20 protein-coding genes, 1 tRNA gene and 3 pseudogenes are annotated in these 17,787 nt (G+C 71.4%); 7 read left to right on the top strand and 17 right to left on the bottom strand.

Going from position 1 to position 17,787, the window contains the following annotated elements; all coding sequences use genetic code 11:
- The first annotated feature begins 138 nt into the window (after nucleotides 1-138).
- The gene (locus ACIQOU_RS13290; RefSeq protein WP_365231256.1) at nucleotides 139-462 is read left to right on the top strand and encodes a muconolactone Delta-isomerase family protein; all 324 of its coding nucleotides are present in this window, start codon (nucleotides 139-141) and stop codon (nucleotides 460-462) included.
- Here the strand turns inward: ACIQOU_RS13290 and ACIQOU_RS13285 are convergent.
- From ACIQOU_RS13285 to ACIQOU_RS13260, 6 genes are all read right to left on the bottom strand, one after another.
- Nucleotides 452-1,420: an SRPBCC family protein gene (locus tag ACIQOU_RS13285; protein ID WP_401536665.1), complete on the bottom strand. Its 969-nt coding sequence runs from the start codon at nucleotides 1,418-1,420 to the stop codon at nucleotides 452-454. The genes ACIQOU_RS13290 and ACIQOU_RS13285 overlap by 11 nt on opposite strands.
- The gene (locus ACIQOU_RS13280; protein ID WP_401536663.1) at nucleotides 1,417-2,706 is read right to left on the bottom strand and encodes an activator-dependent family glycosyltransferase; all 1,290 of its coding nucleotides are present in this window, start codon (nucleotides 2,704-2,706) and stop codon (nucleotides 1,417-1,419) included. Before ACIQOU_RS13280 ends, ACIQOU_RS13285 begins: the two co-directional genes overlap by 4 nt.
- Nucleotides 2,703-3,806 (bottom strand): hypothetical protein, encoded by a 1,104-nt coding sequence (locus ACIQOU_RS13275; protein WP_401536661.1) that lies wholly within the window; start codon nucleotides 3,804-3,806, stop codon nucleotides 2,703-2,705. Before ACIQOU_RS13275 ends, ACIQOU_RS13280 begins: the two co-directional genes overlap by 4 nt.
- Before the next feature lie 2 nt (nucleotides 3,807-3,808).
- Complete coding sequence (locus tag ACIQOU_RS13270) at nucleotides 3,809-4,618, bottom strand: phytanoyl-CoA dioxygenase family protein (RefSeq protein WP_401536659.1); 810 nt, start codon at nucleotides 4,616-4,618, stop codon at nucleotides 3,809-3,811.
- A gap of 43 nt (nucleotides 4,619-4,661) precedes the next feature.
- A complete protein-coding gene (locus ACIQOU_RS13265) occupies nucleotides 4,662-5,810 on the bottom strand; it encodes a nucleotide disphospho-sugar-binding domain-containing protein (protein WP_401536658.1) in 1,149 nt (382 codons plus the stop codon).
- 72 nt (nucleotides 5,811-5,882) lie between these two features.
- On the bottom strand, nucleotides 5,883-6,596 hold the full coding sequence (locus ACIQOU_RS13260; protein ID WP_401536656.1) for a class I SAM-dependent methyltransferase: 714 nt from the start codon (nucleotides 6,594-6,596) through the stop codon (nucleotides 5,883-5,885).
- A 152-nt stretch (nucleotides 6,597-6,748) separates the two neighbouring features.
- Between ACIQOU_RS13260 and ACIQOU_RS13255 the strand changes: the two genes are divergently transcribed.
- The 4 genes from ACIQOU_RS13255 to ACIQOU_RS13240 all read left to right on the top strand — a co-directional run bounded on the left by ACIQOU_RS13255 (nucleotide 6,749) and on the right by ACIQOU_RS13240 (nucleotide 9,150).
- Complete coding sequence (locus ACIQOU_RS13255) at nucleotides 6,749-7,888, top strand: aromatic ring-hydroxylating dioxygenase subunit alpha (protein WP_401536654.1); 1,140 nt, start codon at nucleotides 6,749-6,751, stop codon at nucleotides 7,886-7,888.
- 389 nt (nucleotides 7,889-8,277) lie between these two features.
- Nucleotides 8,278-8,535, top strand: a complete 258-nt coding sequence (locus ACIQOU_RS13250) for a hypothetical protein (RefSeq protein ID WP_401536652.1) — start codon at nucleotides 8,278-8,280, stop codon at nucleotides 8,533-8,535.
- A 60-nt stretch (nucleotides 8,536-8,595) separates the two neighbouring features.
- On the top strand, nucleotides 8,596-8,823 hold the full coding sequence (locus ACIQOU_RS13245) for a hypothetical protein (protein ID WP_401536650.1): 228 nt from the start codon (nucleotides 8,596-8,598) through the stop codon (nucleotides 8,821-8,823).
- A 132-nt stretch (nucleotides 8,824-8,955) separates the two neighbouring features.
- Nucleotides 8,956-9,150 carry a hypothetical protein gene (locus tag ACIQOU_RS13240; RefSeq protein ID WP_401536648.1) on the top strand — a complete coding sequence of 65 codons (195 nt, stop codon included), beginning with the start codon at nucleotides 8,956-8,958 and terminating at the stop codon, nucleotides 9,148-9,150.
- 56 nt (nucleotides 9,151-9,206) lie between these two features.
- Here the strand turns inward: ACIQOU_RS13240 and ACIQOU_RS13235 are convergent.
- The 8 genes and pseudogenes from ACIQOU_RS13235 to ACIQOU_RS13200 all read right to left on the bottom strand — a co-directional run bounded on the left by ACIQOU_RS13235 (nucleotide 9,207) and on the right by ACIQOU_RS13200 (nucleotide 15,166).
- Nucleotides 9,207-9,280, bottom strand: a tRNA-Met gene (locus tag ACIQOU_RS13235).
- A 67-nt stretch (nucleotides 9,281-9,347) separates the two neighbouring features.
- A pseudogene (locus ACIQOU_RS13230) lies at nucleotides 9,348-9,569 on the bottom strand (transcriptional regulator); the annotation flags it as partial.
- Nucleotides 9,556-10,701 (bottom strand): annotated as a pseudogene (locus ACIQOU_RS13225) (UvrD-helicase domain-containing protein); the annotation flags it as partial. The pseudogenes ACIQOU_RS13230 and ACIQOU_RS13225, both read right to left, overlap by 14 nt.
- Nucleotides 10,698-11,179: pseudogene (locus tag ACIQOU_RS13220) on the bottom strand (hypothetical protein). The pseudogenes ACIQOU_RS13220 and ACIQOU_RS13225, both read right to left, overlap by 4 nt.
- 801 nt (nucleotides 11,180-11,980) lie before the next feature.
- Nucleotides 11,981-12,631: a TetR/AcrR family transcriptional regulator C-terminal domain-containing protein gene (locus ACIQOU_RS13215; RefSeq protein WP_401536646.1), complete on the bottom strand. Its 651-nt coding sequence runs from the start codon at nucleotides 12,629-12,631 to the stop codon at nucleotides 11,981-11,983.
- A gap of 59 nt (nucleotides 12,632-12,690) precedes the next feature.
- The gene (locus tag ACIQOU_RS13210; protein WP_401536644.1) at nucleotides 12,691-13,506 is read right to left on the bottom strand and encodes an SDR family oxidoreductase; all 816 of its coding nucleotides are present in this window, start codon (nucleotides 13,504-13,506) and stop codon (nucleotides 12,691-12,693) included.
- Nucleotides 13,503-13,955 (bottom strand): RidA family protein, encoded by a 453-nt coding sequence (locus ACIQOU_RS13205; RefSeq protein WP_401536643.1) that lies wholly within the window; start codon nucleotides 13,953-13,955, stop codon nucleotides 13,503-13,505. Before ACIQOU_RS13205 ends, ACIQOU_RS13210 begins: the two co-directional genes overlap by 4 nt.
- Nucleotides 13,952-15,166 carry an FAD-dependent monooxygenase gene (locus ACIQOU_RS13200; protein ID WP_401536642.1) on the bottom strand — a complete coding sequence of 405 codons (1,215 nt, stop codon included), beginning with the start codon at nucleotides 15,164-15,166 and terminating at the stop codon, nucleotides 13,952-13,954. Before ACIQOU_RS13200 ends, ACIQOU_RS13205 begins: the two co-directional genes overlap by 4 nt.
- A 165-nt stretch (nucleotides 15,167-15,331) precedes the next feature.
- Here ACIQOU_RS13200 and ACIQOU_RS13195 point away from each other — a divergent pair, with 165 nt between their 5' ends.
- Entirely contained in the window at nucleotides 15,332-16,051 is a 720-nt protein-coding gene (locus tag ACIQOU_RS13195; RefSeq protein ID WP_401536640.1) for a class I SAM-dependent methyltransferase, read from the top strand.
- Nucleotides 16,052-16,239: 188 nt separating this feature from the next.
- On the opposite strand, the gene ACIQOU_RS13190 is transcribed toward ACIQOU_RS13195, so the two are convergent.
- The gene (locus ACIQOU_RS13190) at nucleotides 16,240-16,536 is read right to left on the bottom strand and encodes a hypothetical protein (RefSeq protein WP_401536639.1); all 297 of its coding nucleotides are present in this window, start codon (nucleotides 16,534-16,536) and stop codon (nucleotides 16,240-16,242) included.
- A gap of 138 nt (nucleotides 16,537-16,674) precedes the next feature.
- Here ACIQOU_RS13190 and ACIQOU_RS13185 point away from each other — a divergent pair, with 138 nt between their 5' ends.
- Nucleotides 16,675-16,890 carry a hypothetical protein gene (locus ACIQOU_RS13185; protein WP_401536638.1) on the top strand — a complete coding sequence of 72 codons (216 nt, stop codon included), beginning with the start codon at nucleotides 16,675-16,677 and terminating at the stop codon, nucleotides 16,888-16,890.
- Between the two features lie 20 nt (nucleotides 16,891-16,910).
- On the opposite strand, the gene ACIQOU_RS13180 is transcribed toward ACIQOU_RS13185, so the two are convergent.
- Both ACIQOU_RS13180 and ACIQOU_RS13175 read right to left on the bottom strand, forming a co-directional pair.
- Nucleotides 16,911-17,168, bottom strand: a complete 258-nt coding sequence (locus ACIQOU_RS13180; protein WP_401536636.1) for a helix-turn-helix domain-containing protein — start codon at nucleotides 17,166-17,168, stop codon at nucleotides 16,911-16,913.
- Nucleotides 17,168-17,782 carry a hypothetical protein gene (locus ACIQOU_RS13175; protein ID WP_401536634.1) on the bottom strand — a complete coding sequence of 205 codons (615 nt, stop codon included), beginning with the start codon at nucleotides 17,780-17,782 and terminating at the stop codon, nucleotides 17,168-17,170. The genes ACIQOU_RS13180 and ACIQOU_RS13175 overlap by 1 nt, the downstream gene beginning before the upstream one ends.
- Nucleotides 17,783-17,787 lie beyond the last annotated feature (5 nt).

Here is a 17,787-nt window from a genome sequence, read left to right as displayed (position 1 = left end):
GTCAATGTGTCCGGTGCGGGTCGAGCATCCGACGACAGTCCCTGGTCGCGTCCCGCCGTCGGCTCCATCCGTCGTCGATCCGTCGGTGACCGGGGCGGCCGAGACTCGGGCGTCGAGATCCCGAACGTTGGAGGAATCATGGCGCTGTTCGCTGTCCTCGCGACCCAGTCCCCCACCGGAATCCCCGCCGACGAGTTCCGGCGGCGGCTGCCCGAGGGCTTCGCGTACGTCAAGGAACTGGTCGGCAAGGGGGTCATCCGGCACAACTGGATCCGGGTCGGCGCCTCGGGCGGCCTGCTGATCTACGAGGTGGATTCCCACGAGGAGCTGAACGCCCTGCTGTACGGGAACCCCCTCAGCCCGCACCTCCGCTTCGAGGTGATCCCGCTGGCGGCGGTCGGCGGCTTCGACCCGGTGGCCTTCGAGAACCGGGGCGGCGGGGTTGGGGACGTCACCCGGTGACAAGAGCGCGGGCGAGGCTTCGGTAGAAGGCCGTGACCCCGGGTTCCTTCGGGGAGAGGTGGCCGCGCTCCGCGAAGCGGGAGCTCACCACCCGCTGCACGGCCTCCATGCCGAGCCGGTCCTCCCGGTTGACCACCGCGGCGCTCTCCTCGTTCTGCTCGCGGAGCACGTCGCGGTCCTGGCCCTCAAGGGCGCAGGGATGCATGAGCACCCCGCCACGAACCTCGATGCGGTCGATGGTCAGCGGGATCATGGTGATCCAGACGACGGAGTCACCGAAGGCCGCCAGGCTGCTGCACGGGAAGACGGCGCAGTTGTACATGGTGGCCCGCTGTTCGGCGGAGAGCGGCAGCGCCGTGGCCACGAGGGGTTCGCGGAACGGGCTGAGGAGCCGGGTCACCCAGGACGACTCGGTGCGCACCTCCATGGCCCCGCCCGGTGGGGTGATGAGCGCCACGGTGGTGGGGTGGAGTCCCATGGCGTGATAGTTCTCGTGGGCGTTCTGGACCGCGATCTTCCAGTTGCACCGCCATTCCTCGGTCCAGCCGGCGATCCGTGTCATCTCGGGCAGCCGGTAGGCGTCGAGTTCTTCGCCGATCCGCCGCAGGTGCGGTGCCAGCGGCTCGGCGTCCGGGTCGGGATTGACGAAGACGAATCCCCGCCACTCCTCCACGGCCGGCGCCGGCCGGTGCGGGCCTAGGGCGGACCGCGCGCGCAGCGCCCCGTCCTCGCCCCGGGACACGGTGACGGGCCGGCCGGCGGGCGAAAGGGTCAAAGACTCGCCGGGCGCGGCCAGTTCGTCGGTGTGGGCCGCCAGCAGCCAGGACCGTCCGAAGACCTGCTCCCGCTCCGCCTCCCACAACTCGGGGGAGGTGAAGGACGCCGGGGACAGGCTCAACTCGGGTGCGTCCGCCTCCAGATACCCCGCAAGCTCCGTCACGAGCTCCGTGAGCGTCATGCTTCTCGCCGTTCCTTTCCGTACCGGGCCGTGAGCCGCTCGATCTCGGCGACGGCCTCGTTGGGTGTCGGCATCTCCTCGATCTCCCCCCGCAGGCGCTGCGCGTTCGCCGCGAACGACGGCTCCGCCAGCACGCGCGCCACCTTCTCTCGGAAGCGGTCGGCGGTGAACTCGCGCAGCGGGAGGGACAGGAGGTTGCCCTGCTTCTCGTAGGCGACGCCCATGGACTCGGTGACCCACTCCCAGCCCGTGAGCAGAACCTGGGGGACGCCGTGGAACTCGGCGGTGGCCTTGGTCTGGTAGCCGCCGTGGTGCACCACCGCTGCGCAGGTCGGCAGCAGGTCGTGCATCGGTACGTGGTCCACCACCCGCACGGTGTCCGGGAGCGGCGGCAGATGGGCGCGCTGCCGTTCGGAGAGGGCGGCGACGACCTCCACGTCCAGTTCGCCGAGCGCGCCCAGCATGCCGATGAGGACCGTGTCGAGGTCCCAGAGGCCGTAGCCGTTGTCGATGCTCACCCCAAGGGTCAGACAGACCCGGGGCCGCAGCGGTGGCTCGCGGAGCCAAGAGGGCACGACCGCCCGTCCGTTGTACGGGATGTAGCGGGCCGGGACGGTCGGGATGCCCAGGTCCTCGCGGAGGCTCGCCGGCCGGGTGTCGACGGTCCACTGGCCGGTGAGTACGGACTCGTCGAACCGGGCTCCGGCGCCGAGGCGTTCGAGCGTCCAGTCCAGCCACTCCGCCGTGGGGTCCTCGCGGTGCTCGGGCTCCTGCTCGGCGGCGAGCCGCAGGAAGGCCCGCCGGGTCCCCAGTTGCATGGCCAGCTCGGGCCCGGAGACCAGACGGGCGTGGGCCGCGCCCACGGTGAGCGCCGCAACCGGGCCCGCCAGGCAGAGCGTTTCCCAGATGACGAGGTCGGGCCGCCAGTGCCGGGCGAGGGCCACCAGCTCGTCGATCATCGTGTCCGAGTTCAGGCGGGAGTTGAGGGCGGGGACGATGACGCTCTCGTAGCCGAGCTGCTCCTCCCAGGTCTCCTCCCGGTCCGGCTCCCGGTCCTGGTCGGCGGTGCCGAAGTGGGCGATGGCCTCCTGGTGGAACTCGCCCAGGGCCTCGTACCACGGGGGGCTCTCGATCGGGACGGCGGTGATCCCGGACCGGGTGACGGTCTCCGCCACACCGGGGACGCAGGCGGCGCGCACCTCGTGGCCAGCGGTGCGCAGCGCCCACGCCAGCGGGGCGAGCAGCTGGAAGTGGCTGCCTTCCAGCGAGGTGAACAGAACCTTCATCGCGCTTCTCCTCTTCTTGCCCCGAGGGCGGCCGCCGCCGGCGTGGTCGTCGCGGCCGCCCTGCGGTCAGCCGTCGTCGGGGTGATCGTCCCGGCCGCACCGCTGTTGACCGTCGGGATGGCCGTGGTCCTGACCCGGGCACGGGCCGGGCCCCGGGTCAGCGGGGCCCGGGGGCGGCGTACTACGGGGGTCGCGGGACGCACCTGGGAGTACCGGTCCGCCAGTGCCGCGAGGACGGTCTCGGCCAGGCCGCGGTGGAACGGGGCCAGTGCGCGGTGGGCGGGTGCCGTCACCGCTCCCGGCCCGCCGTCATGCAGGATCGCGAGCCGCTCTCCCGCGGCGATCCGGGCCCCGGCCACCTCCAGGTCGGTCCGGGCCACCAGGGGCACGATCCACCCGGGCGGCTCCGCGCGCAGTGCCTCCTCGGCCGTCTGCCCGGCCTCGCGGGCCGACAGCGGGAACCGCGCCCGCAGCACGGTCCGGGCGACGAGGTCGGCGCCGGCACGGGCAGCGATGACGACCGTCGCCGGGCCCGGTGCGTCGGGCAGAGCGCCGTCGAGGAGGGACCGCAGCTCGTCGAGGCCCGTACGCAGGCGTCTGGTGGTGGCGAGCCGCTGCGGGCACACCACCGCGTCCTGGGCAACGCCGCAGGCGGCGAGGGCCTCGGCGAACCGGCCGCGGTCCGCCTCGCGGATCGCGCACACCTCGGCGAGGGCGCCCGCCGCCAGCGGCTCGGCCACGTCGGTGACCAGGTCGAACTCGGGCCCCGCCGCGTCGAGCAGCCGAGCACACAGGGAGCCGAGGCCCTCCGGCACCCGCACGTCCGTCACGGCAGCCTCCCCTGGCAGGGCCGTCACGTGCCCGATGCCCGGGTGGGCGAGCAGCGCGGCCGCCGTGGCCGGGTCGGCGGTGACCCAGGGCCCGGGGCCGGAGCGCCACAGCGGCCCGGCCGCCAGGACTCGTTCGCGCAGCGGCCCCGGGTCATCGTCGATGTCGCAGAGCAGAGCGGCGTACGGATCGTCCCTGAGCCGGTGCAGCCACAACGTCCCGTGCTCACGCTGCAACCGCTCCCCCAACTCCGCCGGCTCCGCGGCCTCCATGGTCACAGGGTGGCGCCGGGATCAGCGGCAATCAGGGGGAACTGGTCTCCGTCGACGGGCGCGCCGGGCGTGAGGTGGGCCACCGGATGGTCCTGGACGCCCGGCCGGTACGTGGCGTCGGAGTCCATGTAGACGGAGGCGAAGGCGAGCCGGCGTTCCCCGTCGGTGTTGACCCCGGCCATGTGCACGGTGCGGAAGTCGTGGAAGACCACGTCCCCGGCGCGCATGGGGACGGCCACCCGGGGGCTGAACGGGAACTCGGGCCAGATCTCCTCCATCGGCCGGTAGTCCTGGAACCCGGCCAGATGGACCTGGCGGTGTTCAAGGGGGCGCCGGTGCGATCCGGGGACGTAGATCAGGCATCCCCGGTCGGCGGGCACGTCCACCAGGGGAATCCACGCCGTCAGCGTCCGGGTCAGGCCGGCGAGCGGGAGACCCGGCTCGTCGTCGTGGACCACGGTGGGCAGGTGGACGTCGGGGTCCTTCTTGAGCACGTCGGTGCCATAGAGCCGCAGCGACCCGCCGGCGAGGTGCTCGGCGGCCCGGGTGACCACGGGGTGCAGGGCCAGCCGGCGCAGGCCGGGGTGTTTGCGCCAGGCCGCCTCGACGTAGTGGACCTGGGTCTCTTCCTCGGAGGCGCCCCAGATCTCCGGGCCCTCCTCGGCGAGGAGTTCCTCGGCGGCGGCCCGGAAGCCGGCAGCCTCCTCAGCGGACAGCACCGCCCGGAGGTGGACGAATCCCTGGTCGTGGAAGCGGCGGAGGGTCTCCTGGGTCGGCAGGCCGCTCTCCGTCAGATCGGAGATTGTCAGCATGTGATCGTCTTTCCTCGTCGTCTGGGAGGGCGTGGGAGGGCGTTCATCCGAGGTATTCGACGAGCCCGCCGACCGTCTCGGCCGCAGTGGGCATCGCGAGCAGTTCGTCCCGGACCCGGTGGGCGTTGTCGCGGAGGCGCTCGTCCTTGAGAAGCGTCCGGCACTCGGCGGCGCCGAGCGTCCCGGGCTCCGCCACGATCCCGATGCCCCGCGCGGGCAGCAGGTCGGCCCCCGTCTGCTGGTAGGAGCCGCGCGGGATGACACACTGCGGGAGCCCGGCGGCCGCGGCGGTCAGCATGGTCCCGCTGCCACCGTGATGGATGATCGCGGTGCAGGTGTCGAGGAGCAGGTCGAGCGGGGCCCAGTCGACCAGCCGGACGTTGGGCGGTACGTCGGCCAGCAGGGCCGGGTCGCCGCCTCCGAGAGTGACCACGAACTCGGCGTCCACGCCCCGGACCGCCTCCATGAGCGGGCCCAGGATCGCGAGGCCGCCCCACTGGGCCTCGATGGTGCCGAGGGTGACGGCGATGCGCGGCAGCCGGGGGGATTCCGCGAGCCAGCCGGGCAGCACGGCCCCGCCGTTGAAGGGCAGATGGCGCACGGGCCGGGCCTCGGGGGTCCGGCGGTCCTCGGGGAGGAGAGCGGTGAGGCTCGGCGGGAGGGTGGTGAGCGGGATCGTCGCCGGGGGTTCGCCAGTGACGCCGTGCCGGGCCCAGTGGGGTTCCATCCCGGTGCGGAGCAGGGCACGGAGCCGGGCGCCGCTGTCGTACGAACCCAGGCGGGGCTCGACCAGGGGCACGCCGAGCGTGGCGGCGAGGAGCCGGCCGGCTCCCTGGAGGGGCGGGGCGACCACCAGGTCGGGGGACCAGTCCCGGGCCGCCGCCAGGGCACCGTCCACCATGACCCCGGATACCCGGGCAAAGAGCGTGGCCAGTTCGGCGTCCTCGGGGTCCTCGGCGAACATGGGGTGGTCCGCCGGGCTGTCGGCCCCGGGCTCCTGGGGCACGTAGACGGGCAGGTAGTCCAGGCCTGGGGTGACGTCCACGACGTCGAACCCCGCCTCGGCGGCGGCCAGGCTGAGCCCGCCGGTGGCGTACCGGACCCGGTGGCCGGCCGCGCGGAAGGCCTGGGCGAGGGGGACGGTCGGGAAGAGGTGGCCGAGGCCCGGAGAGGTCACGAACAGGACGCGCATGCTGCCCCCAGGCAGGAGTCGTCGGGTGGGCTTTTCGGGGCCTCACGAGGCCGGGCTTCACGAGGCCTGGTCTCACGGGGCGGTTCCGAGGAAGAGACCCCGGCCGGAGTGCGGACCGGGGACGTACTCGACGGTGAGGCCGGCGGCCCGGAAGGCCGTCTCGTAGGCCGCGCGGGTGAAGAGGGAGATGCGGTGGGTCTCGGTGAAGTGCCGGGCGCCCGCGTGGGCGTCGGCCACCACGTAGTGCACGTCCATCCGGCACGCCTCCCCCTCGCGCGCGGAGTGCGAGACCCGGGCCACGGTCCGCCCCGCCACGGTGGTCGTGTCCGCCGAAACGTGCCCATCGAGGTACGTCTCGGGGAACCACCAGGGGTCCACGGCCACCACTCCGCCCGGCGTCAAGTGCCGGGCGAAGGCAGCCAGGGTGGCATGGAGTTCGGCCTCGGTGGTCGCGTAGCCGAGGGACCCGAACATGCAGGTGACCACGTCGAACCGGGTGTCGAGGCCGAAGGCGCGCATGTCGCCGACGTGCACGGGGATGTCCGGCAGCGCACGGCGCGCGGCGCGGACCATGGGCTCGGACAGCTCGAGGCCCGCGACGGCGTCGAAGAGCCCGGCGAAGTGGCGCAGGTGTGCTCCGGTGCCGCAGGCCACGTCGAGGAGGGAGCGCGCGTCGGGCCGCAGCCGGCGCACGCGCCGGGTCAGCTCGCGCGCCTCGGCCCCGTAGTCCTTGCCGCGGCTCTCGTGGATCAGGTCGTGGATCTCGGTGAGGTCAGCGCCGTACATGGACGGATCGTCGGAAGGGAGACTGGAGAAATCGCCCAGGACGGGTGGAGGCGGCGCCGGTGGAGCGTCGATCGGGTGGCGACCGTTTCACCAGGACGCGCGGTCACCCTCGGCCGGACCGGAACGAGAGCCGGAACGAGCGGAGGGCCGACGTGGACGTCGGGGAGATCGTGGCGGAACTGGAGCGGTATCTGGGGCCTGACGCCGAGGAGTTGAGCCTGCCGCCGGCGGCGTTCACCTCGCCCGAGCTGTGGGAGGTGGAGCGGGAGCGGGTGTTCGGACGTTCCTGGGTGCTGGTGGCGCACGCCGACGAGTTGGCGGAGACCGGGTCCTACGTGGCCCTGTCGGTCGCGGGCGAGCCGGTGGTGGTGGTCCGGGGTGAGGACGCAGTGCTGCGCGGGATGTCGCCGGTGTGTCGGCACCGGCTGATGCCGGTGGTGGAGGAGGGTTCGGGCCGCACGGACGTGTTCACCTGCCCGTACCACCTGTGGCGGTACGGGCTCGACGGCCGGCTCGTCGGCGCCACCCACATGAAGCGGAACCCGGCGTTCGACCCGTCGGCGTGTCAGCTGCCGCGGTTCGCGGTGGAGGAGTGGCACGGATTCGTCTTCGTCAACCTCGACGCCTCGGCCGAGGCCCTGGGGCCCCATCTGCGTCGGATCGACGAAGACCTGGCCAACTACCGCCTGCCGGAGCTGACCCAGGTCGCGGGCTGGACGAAGGAGTGGCACTGCAACTGGAAGGTCGCCGTCGAGAACGCGCACGAGAACTATCACGTCATGGGCTTCCACCCGGAGACCCTGCAACCGACCACGCCCGGCGGCGCGGAGACGAGGGTCCGGGCGGACTCGCCCTGGGCCGACAGCATGAGGGTCCGGTACTCGACCCCGCTGGAACCCGTCATCCTGGACCTCACAGAGGAGGAACGGGCTCATCTGTACGGCTTCTTCGTCTTCCCCTCGGGCAGCCTCGCCGCCTCGGGCGACATGGTGATCTGGCTCAGCCTCATCCCCTCGGCCCTCGACCGCACCACGGTCCGGGGCGGGGTCCTGATGCCCGCCGCCATGATCGAGGGGCAGGATCGGGAGACCGTACGGAAGGAGGCCGAGGCCTACGCCGCCCTGATCAACGCCGAGGACCGCCGGGGCCTGGAGAGGGTCCAGCGGGGCGCCGGATCGCGCTTCGCCGAACGGGGCCACCTGTCCCCCAAGGAACCCGGGGTCCTCCTCTTCTACCGGTCCCTGGCCCGCGCCCTGCTGAGCGAGGACGCCGACTGGCCCGGTGCCCTCTGAGGCTCCCGCCCACGGTCTGCCCGGCCAGGCATACGATGACGCCCCCGAAGTCGGCCTCGGCTTCCTGCCCGGGACAGTGGGACTGCGGCACGAACACCTCCGCGCTGCCGTGTCCGGCCTCGGCCCGGATCTCACCCTGGCGCACCGCGGCATAGGCGCGGACCATGCCGTAGGAGATTCCGTCCGCGTGATGCTCATCGACCGGCCCGTCGAAGACACGCTTGGCGGTGTGCCGTTGCTTGCGCGGCGCGTCCAGGTCCGCCCGCAGCATCTCGTCCGCCAGCGGCTTGAACGGATCGAGCCGGGTCGGCCGGGGCGGGAGCTTCTTCCGCGGCTGCGGCCACGCGGACTTCAACGCCTTGTGCACCGTGGGATGACCGACCCCGTACGTGCGCATCAAGGCGCGTTTCCCCACCGTGAACGAGGCGGGGCTGCGCTATCTGGCTGTCCTGGCTGACCGGGCGGCTGATCTCCTGCGGCAGGATCTGCCCAGCCTGGGCGCGGAGCGCCTGCTGCCAGGCCAGGAGGCGGCCGAGTGGGGGTGGCCCTGGGAGCCTGTGGCGAGGCACCTCGTGCGGTACTGCCCGCTGTGCGCTGATGCCCTGGGTGCCGGTGAGGCGGTGTGGCTGATGGCTTCGGACAGCTGACAGGTCTGCCTGCGGCACGGTTACTGGTCGGACGACTCCCGCGGCCGCGGTCCGGACTTCGTGCAGCTGGCCGGACTGCCCGGGACGGTGACGGCGCACCGCGTGCGCCAGCAGCTGGCCAGGCGGTGGGGGTCGGCGGGCGAGGAGTTGTTCGCCGATGCCTTCCAGGTGGCGGTGTACTGGTGGACGCGGATGCCGGACACCGTGTGCTGGGTGCTGGGTGCTGGGTGCGGCGAGCCTGGACGGCTGGGCTGGACGCGCGGGAGATGCGTGCGGCCCCGCTGGTGATCTGCCCCGGAGGCCGCGGAGCTCGCGGGCGCCATGCTGGACTTCGAACGGGCGGGGCAGCGGGATACGGCGGACCGGTCCCGATGGCTCGCGGGCGTGGAGCAGTTGATGGCCGGGTGGGGGGGGGTGGACGTGGCTGAAGGATGCCAGGCGCTGCTGATGTGGCTGGGGCGCCACCGCAGGGGGGTGCCCGCTACGGCCCGTCCGGCGGAGGGGGGTCACCTGATGCTGGCGTCGGGGCACGAGCGGATCGCGTCCCGGACCGGTTCGGTGGGCCAGCGCTCGTATCTGACCTGGCGGTTGGGCATGACGGCTGCCGACATGTAGGTCTCATACGGCTGGAGGGCCCGGAACCGTATGGTTCCGGGCCCTCCAGCCTGCAGTAGCGGGGACAGGATTTGAACCTGCGACCTCTGGGTTATGAGCCCAGCGAGCTACCGAGCTGCTCCACCCCGCGTCGGTTCGCGCCACACTACGCCATGACAGCAGGCGCTGAAGACCATTTTTCTGCCGGTCGCCGGCTGCTACGCGGCGAAGCCGATGTTTTTGACGTACTCGTACTGGCCCCACTGAGAGCCCAGATCGGGCAGGACATCGGCGGTCCAGGCATCGTCCAGGCCCTGGTGGTCACCGGCAGCCCAGAATCCGACGATCTTGTCCCAGCGGCGCACGTTCGTCGACCGGTGTTCCACCACCCGCTGAAGCTGGCGCGCCACGCCGGACTGGTCGAGGGGGTGGATCGTCACGTCCGGCCGGGTCATGGGCGGCGTAGTCCTGCAGTTCGCCCCAGGAGGGGAACAGCACCAGTTCGGGGTGGGAGGTGCGGCGGCCCTCCTTGAAGGTCGCGGGCGGCCAGGGCCGAGGCGCGCAGGCTGTCCCCTCCCCCGGACAGTCCCACGCGGTATGCCGGCGGCCAGCAGGTCCATGACGTGGGCCATGGCGCCGACGTTGGTGCGGCACAGCACGGCGTCGGGGCGGACGAGGTGCCCGAGTTCGGCGGGCACGGCGGGGGTGCCGGCCAGGCGGACCGGCGTCTCGGCGATGGCCGGCCAGCGGTTGGCCTCCTGAGCCGGGCGGGGACCGAGGCGGAAGGACTGCGACAGGACGAGTTGGATGCCCTTCGAAGCCGGTCATGACGTCTTTGGCGCCGCGCCACTGACAGATGGCCTGGGCGGAGTCGCCGACCATCACCAGCTGGGCGTGGCCGCGCTGATCAAGGAAGATTCGCTCGACGACCGGGTTGGTGTCCTGGGCCTCGTCCAGCAGCAGGAAGTCGGCATCGGTCTTCGGCTGGCTCAGAGCCCCGATCTTCAGGCAGTGGTCGTGGTCGAAGCGCACGGCCCCATCGTCGGGGTGCTGCAGGACAGCCCAGGCCTTCTCGGCGAACGGCACTATATGGGCGGCGAGTTGGGTGTGCAGGTCCTTGTCTTCCAGACCGCGCAAGCGGCGGACGTGATGGCGGGTGATCGTCTCATCGGCGGTGCGGCAGAAGCCGGCCACGGTGCGCAACGTGGCGTTGGAGAGGGGCTTTGGTGAGAGGTCGCGTTCGCCGATGCGGATCGGCTTGGTGATGCCGAGGGCCTGACCGGTCTGCCAGGCCGGGCGGCGGGGGGCGTTCAGGCGGCGGGTGTAGCGGTGGCCGACGGCGGCGTGGGCCAGGGCGCGGGCGGTCTTGCATTGCACGGTGTCGGGGAAGGGGGTGCGTGCGTTCTGGGCGATGGCCCGGTTGTAGGCGAGGTAGCGGCCGCGGCGTTTGGTGGTGCGGGCGAGCAGGGTCAGAGTGGTGGTCTTGGCGGTACCCGCGCCGGCCTGCAAAGCGAGGTGCTGGCCGGCGTGGAAGGCGTCGGCCGCGGCCGTCTGTTCGTCGGTCGGGTTCATGCGGGGGCTGCTTCCGGGGTGCGGGTCAGGGCATGGCCGACGGCTGCCAGGAGGTGTGCGGCCGTGGTACCGGCGAGCAGGTGCTGCACGGCCCGGTCGAGCCGGTCGGCCTCGTCACCGGCGTGCTGGGCCAGTGCGCGGTGCAGGGCCAGCTTCACGAAGAGTTCCGGGCTCTGATCCGTTCCATGGGCGGCGTGGCGGATCGTGGCGTGGACGGCGGGCGGGAAGGCGAGGTTGAGCAGGACCTGCCCGCCGGCGTCCGGGTAGTGGGTGGTGATCACGTCCGCGGGAAGCCGAGTGGCGAGGTGCCGGCGCGGCCGGTGTGCGGCGCGGCCGGGGGTTTTGGCGCGTACGGGGGTCATGAGGCGGATGGTGTCGTGGTTGGTCGCGAGCGGCAGCACGCGGGCGGCGTCCTGGAGCTCCGCCGGGACCAGCGGACGCGTCAGGAGGATTCCAGGGCGTGGTGCGGCATCGTCACCTCTCTTTGCTGCCGGGTGCCGGTGGGTATGGCAGACCGGTACGCAGGTGCTGGGCGTGCAGAAGGGGATCGAAGACCTGCCATCCGGCCAAGACCAGGTCGGCGCGCCGTGGGTGGTGGCGTGCGCGGGGCAGCGCTGAACACGCCAGCGCCGTTGTTCGGCACGGGGCAGCCGGCTGAGGTCGTAGACGGCCGTCGCCTGCTCGGGCAAAGCGAGTTGGCCGCGTCGGATACCGACAGGCAGCAGCCTCCACGATCCGGGCGGGGCGTCCGGGGTCCATCACAGCGGCACGGGCTCCGAAGTCCTTTTCCACAGACCCTCCGAAGCCTGGTCCTGACAGTCAGCCCATCGCCTCACCGCTTCGACACCCACTACCCCAGAAGCAGAAAACCCCTCACACATCGGCAGATACTTCGGTAAAGAACCAATGGGGGCGTCAGGGCTCACCCACCCCCGACCACTCGACCTCACCATCTGCCGCCCACCCCTCCGCGCCCACACAACCCAGCAGCGACACCGGCACCTTGACGCAATGTCATACAAGCGAGGGTTGACGGAGGCCCACCGTCGCCACTCAGCGCCGCCCGGACCCCACCAACAAAATCAAACTGTTCCTGCCTCGCCCCAACACACCAGAGTTCTCACTACACCTGAACCCTTTTCAACCAACCTGCATCGCAGCCAGTCAGAATGCATTCACCACAACACACACCATTCTCAGCTACCCGCATCTCCGCAACTCACCGGGCCACCTCAGCCACACAATCGACGAGAAGACGCACCAGGCTCTGTTCGGGTGCTCACTGCTCCGTCGGCAGCAGGCGGGACAGGCCGTAGTGGAAGCGTTCGTCGAAGGAGTCTGTGACCATGAGGGGTTCGCCGATGCGGGCGAGGGCGGGGTAGTTGCCGGTGGCGATGAGGTCGTGGAACGAGCCTCGGGGGTTGTCGGACGGGGTCTGCTGTTCCTGGGTGAGGCCGAGGGTGAAGTAGACGATGGCCCAGCACAGGCGGGCCGCGTCGGCTTCCTGGTGTCCGGCGTCCAGCAGGGCGCCGACGATGGTGTCGGCGACGCGCAGGGTTTTCCCGGTGCCGGTGAAGGTGCCCGCGACCAGGCGGCCGCCGTCGCGGTGGGCGAGCAGGGCGGCGCGGTAGCGGGTGGCTACGGTGCGGGCGCGTTCGACGGGTTCGGCCGGCAGGTCGGTGACGTCGACGGAGCCGACGATGTGGTCGGCCATGGTGTCGATGAGGGTCTGCTTCGTCTTGACGTACGAGCTGACCGAGTTGAGGTGGGAGCCGAGGTTGCGGGCGACTCCCCGCAGGGTCAGTTTCTCAAGGCCTTCCGCGTCGAGCGTGGTGAACGCCGCCTCGATCACGTCGTCCAGCGTCCAGCGCATCCTGGTGTCCCGTCCCGTGCTCGGTCGCCGGTCGGCGATGTCCTGGTCATGGTACAAGTGGCGGGTCCAGGGGCCCTGTTGATGACCCTGTACGGGGCCCCTGGTCGGGACGTCGTTCAGACGCCGAAGGCGGCCTGGGACAGGTCGTCCCAGCGCTCCCACTCCTCGATGCGGGAGGCGTACTCCACTCGGATCACGTCGAGTGCTCCCTTGCCGAAGAAGATCCGCAGGGGCGGTTCGTCGGCGTCGACGACGGTGAGGATCGCCTCGCGGGTGGCGGTCGGTTCGCCTCGGACGCCGGCCGGGCGTTGCATGGCGGCGCGGAAATCGTCGTAGGCGGGGAGGCGTTCGGCGTGGACGGCGGAGGGGCCTGCCCAGTCGGTGGCGTATCCGGCGGGTTCGACCAGGGTGACCTTGATGCCGAAGTCCTTGACCTCCTTGGCGAGGCTGGCGGTGAAACCTTCCAGGCCGAACTTGGAGGCGTGGTAGACGCCGAGGCCAGGCAGGGAGAAGACGCCGGCGATCGAGGAGACCTGGATGATGTGTCCGCCGCCCTGGGCGCGCAGGTGGGGCACGGCGGCCTGGGTGACCCACAGGGGGGCGAGGAGGTTGACCTCGATCTGGGCGCGGGCCTGGTCCTCGGTGATCTCCTCGACCATGCCGAACAGGCCGTAGCCGGCGTTGTTGACCACGATGTCGAGGCGGCCGAAGTGGTCGGCGGCATGGCGGACGGCGGCGTCGACGGCCGTGCGGTCGGTGACGTCGAGCTGGATGGGCAGGAGGTGGTCGCCGTGGGTCTTGATGAGGTCGCCGAAGGCGTCGGGGGTGCGGCTGGTGGCGGCGACGCGGTCGCCGCGTTCCAGGGCGGCTTCGGTCCACTGCCTGCCGAATCCCTTGGAGGCGCCGGTGATGAACCATGTCTTGGTGGTCATGTCGTGCTCCTGTGTGTGTCGGTTGGTGTGGGTGTGTGGTGCGGGGTGGGGATGACGGCGAGGCCGTCGATCTCGATGAGCCATTCGGGCAGGCCGAGGGCCTGGACGCCGATGAGGGTGCTGGCGGTGCGGGGCCAGTCGCCGTTGAAGGCCCGGCGGCCGGCGGCGAAGATCGGCTCGATGAGTTCGGGGCGGTGTCCCACGACGTGGATGGTGTTCTTGAGGAGGTCGTGGGGGCCGCAGCCGATCGCGGCGAGTGCGGCGGCGAGGTTGCGGAACGCCTGTTCGGCCTGGGCCGCGTGGTCGCCTTCGCCGACGAGGTGGCCGTCGGTGTCCAGGGCGATCTGTCCGGCGATGGCGACGACCGGGCCCGAGCGGGCGATGGCGAGGTGGTGGTAGACGTCGCTGACCGGCGGGGCGAGTGCGGGCGGGTCGTGGTGTTCGATCACGGGCGTGTCCTTTCGTAGGGGGTGTAGTCGGGCAGGGTGAAGCCGTTCGACAGGCGGATCTGGTCGCGCAGGAGGAGGTCGCCGAGGGGCAGGCGTTCCTGGAGTGCCACCATGCCGCTGCGGAAGGCGACGCCGGCCGAGGTGCGGGGTGTCATCGCGCCGCCGTTGCCCTGTCCGAATCGTTGGACGCGGGTGATCCAGGGCCGCAGTCGTTCTTCGTAGGCCCGTAGTCCGGCGACGACGTCCCCTGCGGACTTGGCCAGTTCGCCGGCGAGTACGTAGGCGCCGACGAGGGCGATGGTCGTGCCGTGTCCGGAGAGCGGTGAGGCGCAGAACGCGGCGTCGCCCACGAGTCCGATCCGGCCCGATGACCAGTGCGGCAGGGCCACTTGGCTGCACGCGTCGAAGTAGAAGTCGGGGGTGTCGTCGAGGTGGTCGATGAGTTCGTCGGCGGACCATCGCATTCCGGCGGCGCGGGAGCGGACGACGGCCTTCAGTGCGCCGGTGTCGCGGGGGTCGTGGCGGAACGGGGCGGAGCGGAAGGAGAAGAACGCCATCAGTTGGGTGTTGCGGTTGACGGCGCGGGCGCCGACGGTGCGGCCGGGTTCGGAGTACACCTCGGTCCAGTCGCGCAGTCCGAGGGTGTTGGGTGCGGTCCAGAACGACAGGTAGTGGCCGAGGTGGCGGAGCTGGGTGTGGTCGGGGCCGAATGTGAGGCCGCGTACGCCCGAGTGCAGTCCGTCGGCGCCGATCACGAGGTCGAAGCGGCGTGGGGCGGCTTTCTCGAAGGTGACGTGCACGCCGTCGGGCCGGTCGTCGAGGGCGCGGATGCGGTCGCCGAAGAGGTACGCGGCGGTGGGGTCGGTAGCGTCGTGGAGGATGTCCACGAGTGCGCCGCGCAGGATCTCGGTCTCGGCCACCGGTCCGTCGCCGCCGAAGCCGTCGGCCCGTACGGAGGCGTGGCGGCGTCCGTGTGCGTTGACGAACGACAGTCCGTCCGCGCCCGTCCGTGCGGTGGCGACGGCTTCGGCGAGGCCCGCTCGGGTGATCACGTCGCGTCCGCAGCCGCGGATGTCGATCAGTTGTCCGCCGGTGCGGCGGGCCGGGGCCGACTCGATGACGGTGACCTCCGCTCCGTATCGCGCCAGCCAGAACGCGAGCGCTGGGCCCGCGATGCCGGCGCCGGAGATCAGTGCCTTGATCCCGGTCATCTCTCCTCACCTCCATTTTTGGTCGTTGACCAATTTCTCTCTTCAGTAGAGTTGGTCAATGACCAAATGTCAACCGGGGGCGCGGCGCGCTTGCTCCCGGCGCCGGGGAACCAGTAGGCAGGACCGCGCGGCTCGCGACGGGCGGGCCCGAGTCGGGGAGACCGTATGGACGTATCGCCGCGCTACCGGGAGTCGTGGGAGGGGTACTGGCGGGCGACGTCCGACACCCCGGGTGAGGCCATCTGGGACATCGACCCGGCGCTCTCCGCCGTGCCCCACAGCGAGCTGCTCCTGCCGCACGCCGACACCTCGCTGCCGGTGGTCGACCTCGGCTGCGGCAACGGCACCCAGACCCGGTATCTCGCCACGCTCTTCCCCCGCGCGATCGGGGTGGACCTCTCCCAGGCGGCCATCGACCACGCACGCCGAGCCGATCCGGCGGGTGTGGCGGAGTTCGAGCAGCTCAACCTGGTCGACCGCGACGCCGTGCTGGCGCTGCGGGAGCGGATCGGGGACGCGAACATCTATATGCGGGCGGTCATCCACCAGAGCGAGCCGCAGGACCGGGCGGCGGTGGCGGACGCGGTCGCCACGCTGCTCGGTTCGCGCGGGCGGGCCTTCGTGACGGAGCTGACGCACGCCTCCAAGGCCGTTCTCCAGCAGGCGATGCAGGACCCCGGCGGTCCGCCCGAGAAGCTGCGGCGGGTGTTCACGCACGGCCTCAAGCCGGCCGACGCCGAGGACATGGAGATCCCGGACCTGCTGCACGCGGCGGGACTGACCGTCCTCGCCTCCGGTGAGGAGCCGCTGCCGCAGACGGAGCATCTGTCGGACGGCACCCGGATCGACCTGCCCGCGACCTGGTACGTCCTCGCGAAACGGTGACCGGGCCAGCACCGGCGTGACCCTCACGGTCCGGCGGGCCGGTTCACCGCAGACGGCCCCTGCCCGCGCCCCGACGGCCTGACCAGGCTGATCCGGTCAGGCCGTCGGGGCACCGGGGGCCGGGGAACGCCCCGTTCCGCGCCGGGCTGCCGGTAGCGGTGCGGGGCGTTCCTCTTTGAGCGTCCGGCTCAGGACGCGGCGACGGCCTCAGCAGCGGCGTTGTCGGCCGCGGCCTTCTCCTCGTCCTGGGCCATGCCGAGGAAGCGCCGGATCGATTCGACCGGCATGTCGAGCCCCTCGGACGCGGACTGCTCGTCGCCGAACACCTGCAAGGCCTCGGCGACGGCCATGGCCAGTTCGACCTCCGCCCGGCGGGCCTTGGTCTCGGCCTTGTCCACAGTGTCGACCACCGCCAGCTGGCGGCGTTGTTTCTCCTGAAGCCTCTGCTTACGGGAAGGGGTCTTGTCAGAGTTCTGTGCAGACATGATCAAGATCATAAACAGCCGCGCACGTCCTCGGGAAATCGGTAACTCACCTGTTCTACAGGGGTGTTCACGTTCGGTCGACGGCATCGGACGCGGTGGCGCGGACGCGGCGCGGACGCGGCCGATAGGGTCGATCCGATGAGCAGACACCCGCGCAATCAGCAGCCTCCCCCGGACCAGGCGGCCATGGCCACGGAGTTCCTCGCGGGGCAGGAGATCACGCACACCGAGTGCCGGCAGTGCGGGAGCAGCATCTCGGGTGTCAACGGCCGTTACGCGTGCGGGCATTGTGGCTGGGTGAACCACTGGTCGGAGGGGCACACCTCCCTCCCCGCGGAGGACGAGGACGCCTGAGCGTCCGTCCCGGCGTCCTGTCAGGGTTCGGGCGGGGTGTCCGAGGCCGGTCCGGGGCGGTGGCTGAGCAGGTCTCCCGGTTGGCAGCGGAGCACCTCGCAGATCCGGGTGAGGGTGGTGAACCGGATGGCCTTGGCGCGGCCGTTCTTGAGGACGGAGAGGTTGACGTTGGTGACGCCGACGCGCTGGGCCAGCTCGGTGAGGGTCATGCCGCGTTCGGTGAGGAGCCGGTCGAGGTGCACCTCGATGTCGTGGCCGTCCTGCTCGTCGTCGGCCATCAGACGACGCCTTCGAGGTCCTCGCGCATCGAGGCGCCGGCCCGGGTGATCCGGGCGAAGGTGAGCAGGCCGAGGCCGGTCAGGACGGCGAGGTAGGGCGTCGACCACCAGCCCAGCCAGGCGGCCGCGCTGTAGTCCATGCTCCGGGAGAGGCCGTCGATCAGGGCCGCCTTGGCGTTGGCCTCGACGAACGCGCAGAGCAGGCTCCCGAGCAGCAGCCACCGCCCCAGCAGCCGGAACCGGGATGCCGTCAGCTCCGTGTGCACTCCCTCCCGCGCCGCGCCCTGAAGGAGCCGGTGCAGCAGGAAGAGGCCGCTGATCAGCAGCAGCGTCGACGGCACCGAGCCGAGCCCGTCCAGCAGGCGCAGGAAGGCGCCCGGGTGGTCGGCGCAGTACCGGGGTACCGACTCGGCCACCGCTCCGTGCTCGGGGAGGAAGCCGCCCGGAGCGACCGAGCTGACGGCCGAGTCGTCGGTGATGCAGAGGACGCTTCCGCCCCAGGTGCCGCGGGCGACGTTCAGGATCAGTACGGTCGCCGCCAGGCCGAGCAGGGTGCGCAGGGCCACGGACACGACCGAGGCCATGGGTTCGAGCAGTCTGCGGTCCTCGGTCATGTCCC

The organism is Streptomyces sp. NPDC091279, assembly GCF_044757465.1.
In the GTDB taxonomy this organism is placed as follows: Bacteria; Actinomycetota; Actinomycetes; order Streptomycetales; family Streptomycetaceae; genus Streptomyces.
This window is presented reverse-complemented; position numbering and strand designations above follow the sequence as displayed.

Bases quoted from the DNA above. Each gene is read 5' to 3' on its own strand.
- ACIQOU_RS13290 (WP_365231256.1), top strand. From the start codon at position 139: ATGGCGCTGTTCGCTGTCCTCGCGACCCAGTCCCCCACCGGAATCCCC.
- ACIQOU_RS13285 (WP_401536665.1), bottom strand. From the start codon at position 1,420: ATGACGCTCACGGAGCTCGTGACGGAGCTTGCGGGGTATCTGGAGGCG.
- ACIQOU_RS13280 (WP_401536663.1), bottom strand. From the start codon at position 2,706: ATGAAGGTTCTGTTCACCTCGCTGGAAGGCAGCCACTTCCAGCTGCTC.
- ACIQOU_RS13275 (WP_401536661.1), bottom strand. From the start codon at position 3,806: ATGGAGGCCGCGGAGCCGGCGGAGTTGGGGGAGCGGTTGCAGCGTGAG.
- ACIQOU_RS13270 (WP_401536659.1), bottom strand. From the start codon at position 4,618: ATGCTGACAATCTCCGATCTGACGGAGAGCGGCCTGCCGACCCAGGAG.
- ACIQOU_RS13265 (WP_401536658.1), bottom strand. From the start codon at position 5,810: ATGCGCGTCCTGTTCGTGACCTCTCCGGGCCTCGGCCACCTCTTCCCG.
- ACIQOU_RS13260 (WP_401536656.1), bottom strand. From the start codon at position 6,596: ATGTACGGCGCTGACCTCACCGAGATCCACGACCTGATCCACGAGAGC.
- ACIQOU_RS13210 (WP_401536644.1), bottom strand. From the start codon at position 13,506: ATGACCACCAAGACATGGTTCATCACCGGCGCCTCCAAGGGATTCGGC.
- ACIQOU_RS13200 (WP_401536642.1), bottom strand. From the start codon at position 15,166: ATGACCGGGATCAAGGCACTGATCTCCGGCGCCGGCATCGCGGGCCCA.
- ACIQOU_RS13195 (WP_401536640.1), top strand. From the start codon at position 15,332: ATGGACGTATCGCCGCGCTACCGGGAGTCGTGGGAGGGGTACTGGCGG.
- ACIQOU_RS13190 (WP_401536639.1), bottom strand. From the start codon at position 16,536: ATGTCTGCACAGAACTCTGACAAGACCCCTTCCCGTAAGCAGAGGCTT.
- ACIQOU_RS13185 (WP_401536638.1), top strand. From the start codon at position 16,675: ATGAGCAGACACCCGCGCAATCAGCAGCCTCCCCCGGACCAGGCGGCC.
- ACIQOU_RS13180 (WP_401536636.1), bottom strand. From the start codon at position 17,168: ATGGCCGACGACGAGCAGGACGGCCACGACATCGAGGTGCACCTCGAC.
- ACIQOU_RS13175 (WP_401536634.1), bottom strand. From the start codon at position 17,782: ATGACCGAGGACCGCAGACTGCTCGAACCCATGGCCTCGGTCGTGTCC.